We start from the raw sequence: 13,350 nt of genomic DNA, 5'->3' as shown, positions 1-13,350 counted from the left end.
ACTCAGCCGGCGACCGCCGTTCCCAGTTCGGGGTCGCCCGATTCAGCGAGCGCGAAACGCCGCCCGCCCGCCGACTTCGCCGAGTACATCGCGCGGTCGGCGCGACGCAACAGGTCGGTGAAATCGCACGTCTTTCCCGGTGGGCAGAAAGCGGTGCCCACGCTGGCCGAAACCGGTACGGGGCCCGCGCTCGACCACACCGGGTCGCGCAGTGCCGCGACTACCCGGTGTGCCAGCTCGCCGAGGGTGTCGCGGCGCGGGTTGGCCGCCACCACGAACTCGTCGCCGCCGTATCGGCAGATCACCGTGTCGGGCGGGCACACCTCACGCAGCCGGTTGGCCAGTTCGACCAGTACCTCGTCGCCGATCGCGTGTCCGTAGCCGTCATTGATCTGTTTGAAGCGGTCGAGGTCCACCACCAGCACACCGACACCGCGGCTCGGGTCGGCGGCGAACGCACGTACCCGTTCCTGCAGCAGCGTGCGGTTCGCGAGATCGGTGAGTGCGTCGTGGGTCGCCTCGTGGCGCAAGCGGTGCTGCAGCGCGGCGATCTCCTGTACGCGCAGTGACACTTTCGCCGAGATGTTCTGTTCCTGTTGCGCCAGAGCGCGTTCCTGTAGTGCCTGTGCGTAGCTGTCGATGGCCTGGCTGGCCACCAGCGGCCAGCGGGTCGCCACCAGCGAGCCCGGAACCCCCGAGGGGAAGCCGAGCAGCCAGCGACTGGCATGGGCCAGCATCCTGGTGCGTTCGAAAGGCGCCTCGGCCAACCGCGCGCCGAGCTTGCGCGCCTGTGGTACCGGGAACGGTTCGGTCCGAGCCAGGTGCAGCAGCCGCTCGACGATGTCGACGAGCACCGGCTCCAACTGGTGCGGCGCCGTGGAAGAGCCCGGTTCGGCGCATACCGCGCGGGCCCAGGCGCGGGCCATCGCGGCGACCGGTGGCTCGATGTGGGTCATCGAGATCACCGGCGATAGGTGGCGACGGTCTTGCCACCTCGATCATTCGCACTGCTACGCGGTTGGGTCCACCGAGTTCGGCACACGCTCACCGCCCCCTTTCCAGATACCCCCGTCCGGCAAAAAGGATCCTAGCAAGCCACCCGAGACCGAAAATTCACGTTCTGGAACGTGTTCTCTGGTCTCTCGCGAATGGCGATCGGCTATGACATCGCTGCAGAGCCTTCGGCGTTACACATTTTCCGAAAGAATTTTCGGAAACCCGAAACGTGCAGCGTGATGCCCTCCGCTGGGCGGTGGACGTTGTGTCGCCATGGGTCCCTCCTGGCACGGGGTGCGAGTTGTGACGATGTGGCAGTAGTCGTCACGCGCACTCTCATGGTGGCCTACTCGCCGCCCACGTGGCGGGTTTTCAAGGATAATTCTCCTATTTAATCCCCCCGGTGGAGCAGGCGCCGGTCCCCATGGGCGCACCGATCCATCGTCGCCGGGAGGACGTTTCGGGGCTAGGGTCATTAGGCCCTAATCGGGCATAGCGGCGATTGATCGCAGAGAAGTTGGGTACACCGGCGGCCGAGGCGCATCAATCGGGCAGGCAGGGGCCGGATTGGCATTTTTCGCGCGGGGTTCGGTACAGTCGTGGCGCACACGACATCGTGGCGATCCCATCGATGTCGTATGCCTGCGGGTGTAGTTCAATGGTAGAACCTCAGCCTTCCAAGCTGATGGTGCGGGTTCGATTCCCGTCACCCGCTCAAACATGTATTGCCTCGACGGTGCTCTCGCCGGTGAGGTATCGGGGTGTAGCGCAGCTTGGTAGCGCATCCGCTTTGGGAGCGGAGGGTCGCAGGTTCAAATCCTGTCACCCCGACCATCACCATTCGCCCAGCTCAGGCTTGTAGGAGACGGATGCCCACGCAACGTAAGGTCGCGATCGTCACCGGAGCAGCCCGTGGCATCGGCGCCGCGGTCGCGGTCAAGCTCGCTGCCGACGGATATGCCGTCGCCGTGCTCGATCTCGACGAAGCCGCCTGCGCGGGCACCGTCGCCACCATCGCGTCCGCCGGGGGCGAAGCTCTCGCGGTCGGCGCCGATGTGGCCGACGAAGGGGCTGTCGCCGCCGCGGTGGAGCGGATCGCCACCGAACTCGGCTCGCCGACCGTGCTGGTCAACAACGCGGGCGTGCTGCGCGACAACCTGCTGTTCAAGATGTCGGTAGACGACTGGGACACCGTCATGAACGTGCACCTGCGCGGCGCCTTCCTGATGACCCGCGCGGTGCAGAAGTACATGGTCGAGGCGAAGTTCGGCCGCATCGTCAACCTGTCGAGCACCTCGGCGCTCGGCAATCGCGGCCAGGCCAACTACTCCGCGGCCAAGGCGGGCATGCAGGGCTTCACCAAGACTCTCGCCTTCGAACTCGGCAAATTCGGCGTCACCGCCAACGCGATCGCTCCCGGCTTCATCGAAACCGAGATGACCGCCGCGACGGCCGCCCGCGTCGGCGTCGAGTTCGAGGCGTTCAAAGCGGCTGCCGCCGCGCAGATCCCGGTCAACCGGGTCGGCACGCCCGACGACATCGCCAACACCGCCTCGTTCTTCGCGAGCGAGGGCGCCGGCTTCGTGTCGGGTCAGGTCATCTATGTGGCAGGCGGCCCGAAGGACTGAGGTCGCCTCAGGCGCAGCCGAACCGGAAGTCCGCTCGCGCCTCGGTGCCCGCTGCCACGGTGACCCTGACCGGCTCCGTGACGGCCAACCCGCAGCCGCCGGGCACGGTCACCACCTCGGCTTCGTAGCAGCCCACCGGCAGCGCCACCGTGGCCCGCCCGTCGGCACCACTGACCAGCGTGGCGACCACCTGCTTCGCATCGCACGGCGTGACCTCGATATCGGCCCGATTCACCGGCATCGGCTCCCGGCCGGTGAACGTCCACACCGTCAGCGACCCCGTCCCCACGGGTACCGGATCGGCGCTCGCGACACCGCTGACCATGAGCGGAGCGAGTACGGACAGTGCGAGAAATGTACGGCGCATGAACCTCTCCTCATCGATGAGTCGGGTCGTCCGCTGCTGATGGTAGGCCCATCCGGGTCCGAATCCGCACGTCACACCCGGATTCGGCGTTGACGATTCGGCGACGATCCGTGACCGGCGAACCTGTCGCCCGGTGAAAAACCGCTGGTCCGACCTAGGCGGACAGCGACATCCGATGTGTCAGGATCGGTCGATGACCTATGTCGCCGATCCGCGAGTCGACGCCTATATCGACGCGCTGCCTGTCTGGCAGCAGGGAATCTGTCGCCAGGTGCGTGAGCTCGTCCACGCCGCCGACCCGGCGGTCACCGAAACGGTCAAACGTCGAATCCAGCCCTACTTCGTGCTCGACGGCAATATCTGCGCGCTGCTCGCCGCCAAGACGCACGTCAACATCTTCCTCTACGACGGCGCGATCGTCCCCGACCCCGACCACATCATCACCGGTGGTCACGACAACAAAACCGCCCGTACGGTCGCCGTGTACGAGGGTCAGACCCTCAACGAACGAGCGCTGTCGACGATGCTGAAACAGATCATCGCCGACAACCGGGCGGGTGGCTGGCGCAAGATCAAGAAGGAGCGCGGCGAGGGCTAGGGTTCGTGCCCGTCACACAGTCGGGGTGATGCCCGCGCGTTCGCTCCAGACCTGTTCCGCGGGGACCGAGATCGTGGTCAGCTCGGGGTAGCGCAGGGCGGAGAGGGTGCCGCCGAAGACGGCGCCGGTGTCGAGGCAGAGGGTGTTGTTGACCCAGGCGAGGGTGGGCACCGGGGTGTGGCCGTAGAGGACGGTCGGGGCGCCTCGGTAGTCCTGGGCCCAGTCGTAGCGGATGGGGTAGCCGTGTTCGTCCAGTTCGCCGGTGGGGGCGCCGTAGAGGGCGAAGGAGCGGGCTCGGCCGGAGGTGCTGCCGTGCAGGCTTTCCGGGAGACCGGCGTGGGCGACGACGAGCCTGCCGCGATCGAGCAGGTAGTGGCTCGGCAGGCCGCGCAGGAAAGTGTGTGCGGCGGTGCGGAACTCGAGGTCTTCGTCCGCCAGCTGGGACAGTGACTGTTCGAGGCCGTGCGCGATGCGGACGTTGCGACCGTCGAGGGCGCGCATCAGCTTGTGGTCGTGGTTGCCGGTGACACACAGGGCGGTCTTCGCGGCGACCATCCCCATCGCCAGGCGCAGCACGCCGGGGGTGTCGGGACCACGGTCGACGAGATCGCCGACGAAGACCGCGGTGCGATCGTCGGGGTGGGAGGCGTCGATCGGACGGCCGCGGTCGTCGCGGTCCACGGTGTAGCCGAGTTCGCCGAGCAAGGTCTCCAGTTCGCTGCGGCAGCCGTGGACGTCGCCGATCACGTCGAACGGTCCGGTCAGGTCGCGGCGGTCGCGGGGGAGGAGGTCGGTGCGGCGAGGTTCGGTCATATCCCCTCCATCGTCGTGTAGGGCGGGCCCGCGCCGCAACCGCGTTACCCCGCGGTGGGGATCGCCGAGTCGGGCCAGACCCAGTCGGCGACGACCGGGATGTCGGCGCCCTGTTCGCGGGTCCAGCGGCGCGCGATCAATCGGGCGTCGACCATCTCCTGGCGCAGACCCGCCGCCCGCTCACGCAGTCCGGGCACGCGGTCGATCACATCGAGCACCAGATGGAAGCGGTCAAGATCGTTGAGCATCACCATGTCGAAGGGGGTGGTCGTGGTGCCCTTCTCCTTGTAACCGCGCACGTGCAGGTTGGCGTGATTGGTGCGGCGGTAGGTGAGCCGGTGCACCAGCCACGGGTAGCCGTGGAAGGCGAAGATCACCGGGCGGTCGGTGGTGAACAGGGCGTCGAACTCGGCATCGGGCAGGCCGTGCGGGTGTTCGTCGGCGGGCAGCATGCGCATCAGGTCGACCACATTGACGAACCGAATGCGTAAGTCCGGCAGTCGATCTCGCAGAATCGCCACCGCCGCCAGGGCTTCCAGGGTCGGCACGTCGCCCGCGCACCCCAGCACCACATCGGGCGTGGTCCCGAGGTCGTCGTTGTGACACGCCCACGCCCAGATCCCGAGACCGCGCGTGCAGTGCAGCCCGGCCTCCTCGGCTGAAAGCCAGTCCGGCCCCGGCTGTTTGCCCGCCACGACCACGTTCGCGTAGTGCAGCGACCGCAGGCAGTGGTCGTAGGTCGACAGCAGGGTATTGGCATCCGGCGGCAGATACACGCGCACGATATCGGGGCTCTTGTTCGCCACCACGTCGAGGAATCCGGGATCCTGATGGGTGAACCCGTTGTGGTCCTGGCGCCACACGTGCGAGGTGAGCAGGTAGTTCAGGCTGGGGATCTTGCGCCGCCACCCCACCTTCAGGCTGGCGTCGAGCCATTTGGCGTGCTGGTTGAACATGGCGTCGACGATGTGGATGAACGCCTCGTAGCAGGTGAAGACGCCGTGGCGGCCCGTCAGCAGGTAACCCTCCAGCAGGCCCTCGCACATGTGCTCGGAGAGCACTTCGACCGCGCGACCCACCGTCGAGAGATCGACATCCCAGCGCCCGACTTCTTCCTGCCAGTCGCGCCCGGTCACCTCGAGGATGTCCTGGAGCCGGTTGCTGGCCAGTTCGTCGGGAGCGAAGGTGAGGAAATTGTGCGGATTGCGGGCGGTGACATCGCGCAGCCAGCCGCCGAGCACCCTGGTCGCCTCGTGCTGACCCGCGCCCGGCGCCACGACATCCACGCAGTAGTCGCGCCAATCGGGCAGGTCGAGATCGCGAATCAGGGAGCCGCCGTTCGCGACGGGGTTGAGGCTCATCGGATGCGCCGGAACCTGTTCCAGCAGGGCGGGCACCGGCGAGCCGTCGTGGTCGAACAATTCCTCCGGCCGATACGACCGCAACCACAACTCCAGCACCCGCCGGTGTTCGGCGTCGGTGCGCGCGTTGGGCAACGGCACCTGATGGGCGCGGAAGGTGCCCTCGACCTGTTTGCCGTCGACCACCGGGGGACAGGTCCAGCCCTTCGGAGTGTGCATCACGATCATCGGCCAGCGGGGACGTGTCGTGTCACCGTCCTCGCGGGCGGCCCGCTGGAACTGCGCGATCCGGTCCATGCAGGTATTCATCGCGTCGGCCATCGCCTGGTGGACCGGTGCGGGGTCGTCGCCGGAGACGATCAGCGGCTCGTAACCGTAGCCGCGCAGCAGTTCGACCAGCTCTGCCACGGGGATGCGGGCGAGGATCGTCGGATTGGCGATCTTGTACTCGTTGAGCGCGAGGATCGGCACCACCGCCCCGTCGCGGCCCGCGTTGAGGAATTTGTTCGCGTGCCAGCTGCCCGCGAGTGGCCCGGTTTCGGCCTCGCCGTCGCCGACCACGCAGAACACGATGAGGTCGGGGTTGTCCAGGGCGGCGCCGAAGGCGTGCAGCAGGCTGTAGCCGAGCTCACCGCCCTCGTGGAACGACCCCGGCGTCTCCGGCGCGCAGTGACTCGGCACGCCGCCGGGGAAGGAGAACCGGTGGAAGAATCTGCGCATACCGTCGACGTCGCGCGGGATGTCGGGCTCCAGTTCGGTGTAGGCGTCTTCGAGCCACGCGCAGGCGTTGGGCCCGGGCCCGCCGTGCCCGGGGCCCGCGACGTATACCGCGTTCAGGCCGCGATCCCGGATCACCCGGTTGGCGTGGGCCCACACCAGATTCAGGCCGGGCACGGTGCCGAAGTGGCCGAGCAGGCGCGGCTTGATGTCCTCGGCGACCAGCGGGGTGCGCAGCAGCGGATTGCTCATCAGGTAGATCTGGCCGACCGCGAGATAGTTCGACGCCCGCCACCACGTGTCGACCGCGACGAGCTCCTCGCGCGAGAGCGGACCGGGTGCGTCGGTGAGGACGTAGGGCGTGGGAGCGATGGTCTCGCCCCGGCCGTCTCCCACGTTGTCGGCGGCGGTGTCGCCCGAGCTGTTCCCGGTCATCGCGGACTCTCCTCGAAATCGGTGAGTTCGCAGCGCCGTCCGCGCCGCGGTACATGCACGGGTGCCGATCGAGGACCGGTGACACCCGGTGGGGAATCGCACCGCCGAGCCTACCGTCGTGCCGGTTTCCGCCCCGGCTACGACAGTCGATTACTGTGCGGGCCATGCATTCTCTCGCCAGGATCATCGGAATCGGACTCGTCGCGGCCGCCGCGATCACGACAGCGGCTTGCGGCTCCGACGCGGATTCGACCAGCTCGCCGAGCTCGAGCTCGGTCGGCGGAAATCCCGCGAGTACGGGTCTCGAATGCACCGCCGACGACGTGAAGGTCAGCGGCGGTTTCGGTGAGGCGCCCAAGATCACCATCCCCGAGACCTGCGATCCGCCCAAGACCCTGATCGTCAAGGATCTGGTGGCAGGCAACGGGCCCGGCGCTGCGGCCGGACAGCCGCTGACCATGAACTACGAGTTGGTCACCTGGTCGGACAAGCAGGTACTCGACAGCTCCTTCCAGCGCGGCAAGCCGTTCGGGCTGACCCTCGGCGCGGGCCAGGTCATCCAGGGCTGGGACGAGGGCCTGATCGGCGTACAACAGGGCACCCGCAGGCTGCTGATCGTGCCGCCGAACCTCGGCTACGGCGAAGGCGGCAACGGTGTGCCGCCGAACGAGACGTTGGTCTTCGTGACCGACGCCGTGCAGGTCGGCCGCTAGCGGCACCCTCAACCAAACACCGATTGCGCGACCGCGCGGGCGGTCAACTACCCTGGTCGGGATGCGCTTTATGCGCCGCACCTGGCTTAGCCGTGCCTGACTATGGCGCGTCGCCCCTGTGGGGACACCACCATGAACTACGAACCAAGGAGTATGTCCGTGAAGAGCACCGTCGAGCAGCTGAGCCCGACCCGGGTCCGGATCAACGTCGAGGTGCCCTTCGAGGAGCTGAAGCCCGACTTCGACAAGGCCTACAAGGCGCTGGCGCAGCAGGTCAAGATCCCCGGCTTCCGTCCCGGCAAGGCTCCGGCCAAGCTGATCGAGACCCGTGTCGGCCGTGGCGCCGTGCTGGAGCAGGTCGTCAACGACGCGCTGCCCGCCCGCTACGCCGAGGCCGTGCAGGCCACCGAGGTCAAGGTCATCGGCCAGCCCGAGATCGAGATCACCAAGATCGAAGACGGCGAAGAGCTCGCGTTCACCGCTGAGGTCGACGTGCGCCCCGAGATCACCCTGCCCGATTACTCGGGCATCGAGGTGAGTGTCGATTCCTTCACCATCGGCGACGACGACATCGAGGAGCAGCTCACCTCGCTGCGTCAGCGCTTCGGCACCCTCACCGGTGTCGAGCGCGCCGTGGCCGATGGCGACTTCGTGTCGATCGACCTGTCGGCGACCGTCGACGGTGCGGACGTCCCCGAGGCGGCCACCACCGGCCTGTCGCACGAGGTCGGTTCGGGTCAGCTGATCGAGGGTCTCGACGAGGCGGTCATCGGCCTGAAGGCCGGCGAGTCCGCCGAGTTCACCTCCACCCTGGTCGCCGGCGACCACGCGGGCTCCGAAGCCGTGATCACCGTGACCGTGCAGTCGGTCAAGGAGCGCGAGCTGCCCGAGGCCGACGACGAGTTCGCTCAGCTTGCCAGTGAGTTCGACACCATCGACGAGCTCAAGGAAGACCTGAAGGGCCGCGTCGAGCGCGTCAAGAAGGTCGAGCAGGCCGGTTCGATCCGCGACAAGGTGCTCGACACCCTGCTCGAGACCGTCGAGGTGCCGCTGCCGGAGGCCGTCGTCAAGGCCGAGGTCGACGCCGTGGTCCACGACGCCGTGCACGGTTTCGACCACGACGAGGCCAAGCTGGCCGAGGCGCTCGAGGCGCAGGGCTCCTCCCGCGAGGAGTTCGACAAGGACACCCAGGAAGCCGCCGAGAAGTCGGTGAAGACCCAGCTGCTGCTCGACGCCATCGCCGAGGCCGAGAACACCCAGGTCGGCCAGCAGGAGCTGACCGAGCGAATCCTGTTCCAGGCACAGCGTTACGGCATGTCGCCGGAGCAGTTCATCCAGCAGGTGCAGCAGGCCGGCCAGCTCGGCGCGGTCTTCGCCGACGTGCGACGCGGCAAGGCGCTCGCCGGAGTTGTCGGTCAGGTGAAGGTTACCGACTCCGACGGCAACGTGGTCGACACCACCGAAATGTTCGGTGACCCTGCGGATTCCGCTGAAATCGAGCTGGACGAAGCCGCTGCTGAGTAGGTTTCGGCGGCGTGATTTGATTGCGCTGTGAGCGAAGAAGGGCGGTACCGGGAGTTCGGTGCCGCCCTGCTTCGTTAGTGTTTGTGACGACGAACCGTATTCGTATGGCCGTAGCAATCGGTGAGAAGAGAAGGCAGGTATCCGTGACGATCAACCAGGCAGGGGTCATGACAGCCGCTACCGCTGGACTCAACCTCAGTGATTCCGTATACGAACGGCTGCTTCGCGAGCGCATCATCTTCCTGGGCACCCAGGTCGACGATGAGATCGCGAACAAGATCTGCGCGCAGATCCTGCTGCTCTCGGCCGAGGACGCGACGAAGGACATCGCGCTCTACATCAACTCGCCCGGTGGCTCGGTCACTGCCGGCATGGCCATCTACGACACGATGCAGTTCGCCGAGTGCGACATCAAGACCGTCGCGATGGGTCTGGCCGCATCGATGGGACAGTTCCTGCTCACCGCGGGCACCAAGGGCAAGCGTTTCGCGCTGCCGCACACCCGGATCATGATGCACCAGCCCTCGGCGGGCATCGGTGGTTCGGCCGCCGACATCGCGATCATGGCCGAGCAGTTCGCCCACACCAAGCGTGAGCTCAACGAACTGCAGTCGCTGCACACCGGCAAGTCGGTGGAGCAGGTGACCGAGGACGCGGACCGCGACCGCTGGTTCACGGCGAAGGAAGCCCTGGAATACGGCTTCATCGACCACGTGGTCGCCCACGCGAACCAGGCGAAGTAGCGCAGGCCCGCGCCCCATCACACTCGAGACAAGCTTGGAGACCAAGATGGCCAATCTGATCGACCCGCGCGCAGGCTTGGGCGGCGCTGCTGCCGCCAACCCGCAGTCGCGCTACATCCTGCCGCAGTTCACCGAGCAGACTTCGTTCGGCGTCAAGACCTCCGACCCGTACAACAAGCTGTTCGAGGAGCGCATCATCTTCCTGGGCAACCAGGTCGACGACGTCTCGGCGAACGACATCATGGCGCAGCTGCTGGTGCTGGAGTCCCAGGACCCCGACCGCGACATCACCATGTACATCAACTCGCCCGGTGGCTCGTTCACCGCGCTGATGGCGATCTACGACACCATGCAGTACGTGCGCCCCGACGTGGTCACGGTCTGCCTGGGTCAGGCCGCCTCGGCCGCCGCGGTGCTGCTGGCCGCCGGTGCTCCCGGCAAGCGTGCCGCACTGCCCAACGCGCGCATCCTGATCCACCAGCCGTCTTCCGGCGGTGTGCAGGGTCAGGTGTCCGACCTCGAGATCGCCGCGGCCGAGATCGAGCGGATGCGTCGCCTGATGGAAGTCACCATCTCGCGCCACACCGGCAAGCCCGAGGAGCAGGTCCGCAAGGACACCGACCGCGACAAGATCCTGACCGCCGAGGAAGCCAAGGAATACGGCATCATCGATCAGGTCTTCGACTACCGCAAGCTCAGCGGACAGAAGTGACACGCCCGGGCCCGCTGTCCTGATCTGGGCGGCGGGCCCGGCTTTTTCACCCGCGGTGGCTCACAATGGTGATGACCCGCACAGCACTCACGACAAACATGCGCGAGTTGTCGACCTCATTCGCGCACAACAGGTACGGTCGACTCAGGGACCATTGCTCTGATTGACGGCACCGAGACGTATTTCCGGCCCAATCGGGGGACGACGGTCGCACTCGGACAAGGAAGTAGGGACCTACGAGATGGCGCGCATCGGAGACGGCGGCGATCTGCTGAAGTGCTCGTTCTGCGGAAAGAGCCAGAAGCAGGTCAAGAAGCTCATCGCGGGCCCTGGGGTTTATATCTGCGACGAGTGCATCGATCTGTGCAACGAGATCATCGAAGAAGAGTTGGCCGAGTCGAGCGAAGTGAAGCTCGACGAGTTGCCCAAGCCTTCGGAGATTCGGGATTTCCTCGAGAACTACGTGATCGGTCAGGACACCGCCAAGCGGACCCTCGCCGTCGCGGTCTACAACCACTACAAGCGCATCCAGGCAGGCGACAAGGGCCGCGACAGCCGCGGTGAGGCCGTCGAACTGATGAAGTCGAACATCTTGATGCTCGGCCCCACCGGTTGCGGCAAGACCTACCTCGCGCAGACCCTGGCCAAGATGCTGAACGTGCCGTTCGCCATCGCCGACGCCACCGCCCTCACCGAGGCCGGCTATGTCGGTGAGGACGTCGAGAACATCCTGCTGAAGCTGATCCAGGCCGCCGACTACGACGTCAAGCGCGCCGAGACCGGCATCATCTACATCGACGAGGTCGACAAGATCGCCCGCAAGAGCGAGAACCCGTCGATCACCCGCGATGTCTCGGGCGAGGGTGTGCAGCAGGCGCTGCTGAAGATCCTGGAGGGCACCCAGGCGAGTGTGCCGCCGCAGGGCGGTCGTAAGCACCCGCACCAGGAGTTCATCCAGATCGACACCACCAACGTGCTGTTCATCGTCGCGGGTGCCTTCGCGGGCCTGGAGAAGATCATCTCCGACCGCACCGGCCACCGCGGCATCGGCTTCGGCGCCGAGGTGCGCTCCAAGGCCGAGGTCGACACCGATGACCACTTCGCCGACGTGATGCCGGAGGATCTGATCAAGTTCGGTCTGATCCCCGAGTTCATCGGCCGCCTGCCCATCGTCGCCTCGGTGACGAACCTGGACAAGGAATCGCTGGTCACTATTCTCTCCGAGCCGAAGAACGCACTGGTCAAGCAGTACGTTCGCCTGTTCGAGATGGACGGCGTCGACCTCGAGTTCACCACCGACGCCCTCGAAGCGATCGCCGATCAGGCGATCCTGCGCGGCACCGGTGCTCGCGGCCTTCGCGCCATCATGGAAGAGGTCCTGCTGCCGGTGATGTACGACATCCCCGGCCGCGACGACGTCGCCAAGGTGGTCGTGAACGCCGACACCGTCGTGCACAACGTCCTCCCGACGATCGTGCCGCGTAAGGCGCAGCGTCCCGAGCGTCGCGAGAAGTCGGCGTAACAAACCAACGGCAAAGGGCCCCTTCGGATCTGATCCGGAGGGGCCCTTCGCTGTGTGTCGGTGGATGCTAGGTGGCGGCCGGGTTACCCATGCTCGGCGCGGACAGGAGATTGTCGGCCTCGTCTGCTGGGATCTCCGCGCTGGCACGGACGATCGCGGTGCTGTAGCGGGCGCTGGCGGCATTGTGGATGAGTAGCGCGACACCGATCATCACCGGGGCCACCGCGTGCACAGCGGCGTCGTACCAGTGCTGTGCGCTCAGGTGTGGATAGGTGTTGAGGGCGATGGTCAGCGTGAGCAGGAACAGCTCGGCGATCAGCACCTGGTTGCGATTGCCCATCACGCCCCACTCGGCCACGCGCGTGGTGCCGATCATGATGATGATCAGGCACACGCTGATCATCGCCTCCAGGCCGAAACTGGCCCAGTAGAGCGGATCGGTGGGCCCGCCAGGGGCGATGTTGTGCTGGACGTTCACCGCCGACCACAGCATGCCCGTGATCACCACGCCTGCCAGCGCCCGCAGCGACCAGGTGCGGTGCTGATAGAGCGAGGCGAGGCGAGCGCGTGGGTTGGACTCGCGGCGTTGCGCGGCGATGGCCTTGCGGGCCAGCATCAGGTCCGACATCTCGGCGCGCTCCAGCTCCGCGGTGGTGTCCCGCAGGCGGTCGGCGTGGGAGGAGGCGGCCTTGATCTGTTTCCAGCGCTGGTCGCGCTCGTAGGTGCGGATCTTCTCGGCGAGTTCGCGCTCGGCGCTCAACTCGTCTTCGGACAGCGCGTCGGTCAGGGCCGGATCGGACTGATAGGCGATGCGGCGCCTGGCCCGTTCCACCCGCACAGGCAGTGCGGTGACCTCGTGATCGAGCGGGTGTTCCTCGCGCATCGCAACTCCAGGTAGCAAAAGGGTTCGCCGGGTCGCGTCATTGTTGCGCATCGAGCGGGGGGAGAACACCCGTGGGCCCGAATTACTCGGTCCGAAGGCGCTGAAAATGTCTGGCGCACAACTGTGTAGCTGTTGACGGAGCGGTACGGGAGACGGTGACGACCGTTCGAGAATCGGTCGCGCCCGGGGCCGAGGAGCTTCGTTGATCCTCCGTGGTTCGCCGTTGAACCTTGATCCCGTAAAAGTGCTTCTGATGATGTGTCGTTGCTGGTCATCGGGGTGTTACTCCGGCCTGAACCGGTCGGTCTTTTCGTCCGTTTGGTCCGTCTTGCAGGGCC

The 13,350-nt window shown here is 66.4% G+C and carries 12 protein-coding genes and 2 tRNA genes; 9 read left to right on the top strand and 5 right to left on the bottom strand.

The genetic code is table 11. From position 1 onward, the window contains the following. Positions 1-2: 2 nt before the first annotated feature. On the bottom strand, positions 3-956 hold the full coding sequence (locus ASD42_RS26710; protein WP_056821857.1) for a GGDEF domain-containing protein: 954 nt from the start codon (positions 954-956) through the stop codon (positions 3-5). A gap of 684 nt (positions 957-1,640) precedes the next feature. On the opposite strand from ASD42_RS26710, the gene ASD42_RS26705 reads away from it, so the two are divergent. The 3 genes from ASD42_RS26705 (at position 1,641) to fabG (ending at position 2,624) form a co-directional block, all read left to right on the top strand. After that, positions 1,641-1,711, top strand: a tRNA-Gly gene (locus tag ASD42_RS26705). 42 nt (positions 1,712-1,753) lie between these two features. Beyond that, positions 1,754-1,830: transfer RNA gene (locus ASD42_RS26700), tRNA-Pro, on the top strand. Between the two features lie 35 nt (positions 1,831-1,865). Next, a complete protein-coding gene (gene fabG / locus ASD42_RS26695; protein ID WP_056821526.1) occupies positions 1,866-2,624 on the top strand; it encodes a 3-oxoacyl-ACP reductase FabG in 759 nt (252 codons plus the stop codon). A 7-nt stretch (positions 2,625-2,631) separates the two neighbouring features. Here the strand turns inward: fabG and ASD42_RS26690 are convergent, their stop codons facing one another. After that, positions 2,632-2,991, bottom strand: coding sequence for a hypothetical protein (locus ASD42_RS26690; RefSeq protein ID WP_056821525.1), 360 nt, complete (start codon positions 2,989-2,991; stop codon positions 2,632-2,634). 193 nt (positions 2,992-3,184) lie between these two features. On the opposite strand from ASD42_RS26690, the gene ASD42_RS26685 reads away from it, so the two are divergent. After that, on the top strand, positions 3,185-3,589 hold the full coding sequence (locus tag ASD42_RS26685; protein ID WP_056821524.1) for a DUF1801 domain-containing protein: 405 nt from the start codon (positions 3,185-3,187) through the stop codon (positions 3,587-3,589). Between the two features lie 12 nt (positions 3,590-3,601). Here ASD42_RS26685 and ASD42_RS26680 read toward each other — a convergent pair whose 3' ends face one another. Together ASD42_RS26680 and ASD42_RS26675 are read right to left on the bottom strand one after the other, a co-directional pair. Then, on the bottom strand, positions 3,602-4,402 hold the full coding sequence (locus tag ASD42_RS26680; protein ID WP_056821523.1) for a metallophosphoesterase: 801 nt from the start codon (positions 4,400-4,402) through the stop codon (positions 3,602-3,604). Between the two features lie 44 nt (positions 4,403-4,446). Continuing rightward, positions 4,447-6,915, bottom strand: a complete 2,469-nt coding sequence (locus ASD42_RS26675; RefSeq protein ID WP_084787323.1) for a phosphoketolase family protein — start codon at positions 6,913-6,915, stop codon at positions 4,447-4,449. 164 nt (positions 6,916-7,079) lie between these two features. On the opposite strand from ASD42_RS26675, the gene ASD42_RS26670 reads away from it, so the two are divergent. From ASD42_RS26670 to clpX, 5 genes are all read left to right on the top strand, one after another. Continuing rightward, the gene (locus ASD42_RS26670; protein ID WP_056821521.1) at positions 7,080-7,628 is read left to right on the top strand and encodes an FKBP-type peptidyl-prolyl cis-trans isomerase; all 549 of its coding nucleotides are present in this window, start codon (positions 7,080-7,082) and stop codon (positions 7,626-7,628) included. 159 nt (positions 7,629-7,787) lie between these two features. Then, a complete protein-coding gene (tig, locus tag ASD42_RS26665; RefSeq protein ID WP_056821855.1) occupies positions 7,788-9,152 on the top strand; it encodes a trigger factor in 1,365 nt (454 codons plus the stop codon). A gap of 167 nt (positions 9,153-9,319) precedes the next feature. Beyond that, the gene (locus tag ASD42_RS26660) at positions 9,320-9,895 is read left to right on the top strand and encodes an ATP-dependent Clp protease proteolytic subunit (RefSeq protein WP_056821854.1); all 576 of its coding nucleotides are present in this window, start codon (positions 9,320-9,322) and stop codon (positions 9,893-9,895) included. Between the two features lie 46 nt (positions 9,896-9,941). Then, positions 9,942-10,607, top strand: a complete 666-nt coding sequence (locus ASD42_RS26655) for an ATP-dependent Clp protease proteolytic subunit (RefSeq protein ID WP_056821519.1) — start codon at positions 9,942-9,944, stop codon at positions 10,605-10,607. A 241-nt stretch (positions 10,608-10,848) separates the two neighbouring features. Continuing rightward, on the top strand, positions 10,849-12,129 hold the full coding sequence (gene clpX, locus ASD42_RS26650; protein ID WP_056821517.1) for an ATP-dependent Clp protease ATP-binding subunit ClpX: 1,281 nt from the start codon (positions 10,849-10,851) through the stop codon (positions 12,127-12,129). Positions 12,130-12,196: 67 nt separating this feature from the next. On the opposite strand, the gene ASD42_RS26645 is transcribed toward clpX, so the two are convergent. After that, on the bottom strand, positions 12,197-13,012 hold the full coding sequence (locus tag ASD42_RS26645; protein ID WP_056821515.1) for a hypothetical protein: 816 nt from the start codon (positions 13,010-13,012) through the stop codon (positions 12,197-12,199). Positions 13,013-13,350 lie beyond the last annotated feature (338 nt).

The organism is Nocardia sp. Root136 (assembly GCF_001427185.1).
GTDB lineage: Bacteria > Actinomycetota > Actinomycetes > Mycobacteriales > Mycobacteriaceae > Nocardia > Nocardia salmonicida.
Note: the sequence above shows the minus strand (reverse complement) of the source record. Positions and strands in the feature narration are given on the sequence as shown.

What these genes read in the sequence shown, in the direction of transcription:
- ASD42_RS26710 (WP_056821857.1), bottom strand. Translation starts at nt 956, where the DNA reads ATGACCCACATCGAGCCACCGGTCGCCGCGATGGCCCGCGCCTGGGCC.
- fabG (WP_056821526.1), top strand. Translation starts at nt 1,866, where the DNA reads ATGCCCACGCAACGTAAGGTCGCGATCGTCACCGGAGCAGCCCGTGGC.
- ASD42_RS26690 (WP_056821525.1), bottom strand. Translation starts at nt 2,991, where the DNA reads ATGCGCCGTACATTTCTCGCACTGTCCGTACTCGCTCCGCTCATGGTC.
- ASD42_RS26685 (WP_056821524.1), top strand. Translation starts at nt 3,185, where the DNA reads ATGACCTATGTCGCCGATCCGCGAGTCGACGCCTATATCGACGCGCTG.
- ASD42_RS26680 (WP_056821523.1), bottom strand. Translation starts at nt 4,402, where the DNA reads ATGACCGAACCTCGCCGCACCGACCTCCTCCCCCGCGACCGCCGCGAC.
- ASD42_RS26675 (WP_084787323.1), bottom strand. Translation starts at nt 6,915, where the DNA reads ATGACCGGGAACAGCTCGGGCGACACCGCCGCCGACAACGTGGGAGAC.
- ASD42_RS26670 (WP_056821521.1), top strand. Translation starts at nt 7,080, where the DNA reads ATGCATTCTCTCGCCAGGATCATCGGAATCGGACTCGTCGCGGCCGCC.
- ASD42_RS26660 (WP_056821854.1), top strand. Translation starts at nt 9,320, where the DNA reads ATGACAGCCGCTACCGCTGGACTCAACCTCAGTGATTCCGTATACGAA.
- ASD42_RS26655 (WP_056821519.1), top strand. Translation starts at nt 9,942, where the DNA reads ATGGCCAATCTGATCGACCCGCGCGCAGGCTTGGGCGGCGCTGCTGCC.
- clpX (WP_056821517.1), top strand. Translation starts at nt 10,849, where the DNA reads ATGGCGCGCATCGGAGACGGCGGCGATCTGCTGAAGTGCTCGTTCTGC.
- ASD42_RS26645 (WP_056821515.1), bottom strand. Translation starts at nt 13,012, where the DNA reads ATGCGCGAGGAACACCCGCTCGATCACGAGGTCACCGCACTGCCTGTG.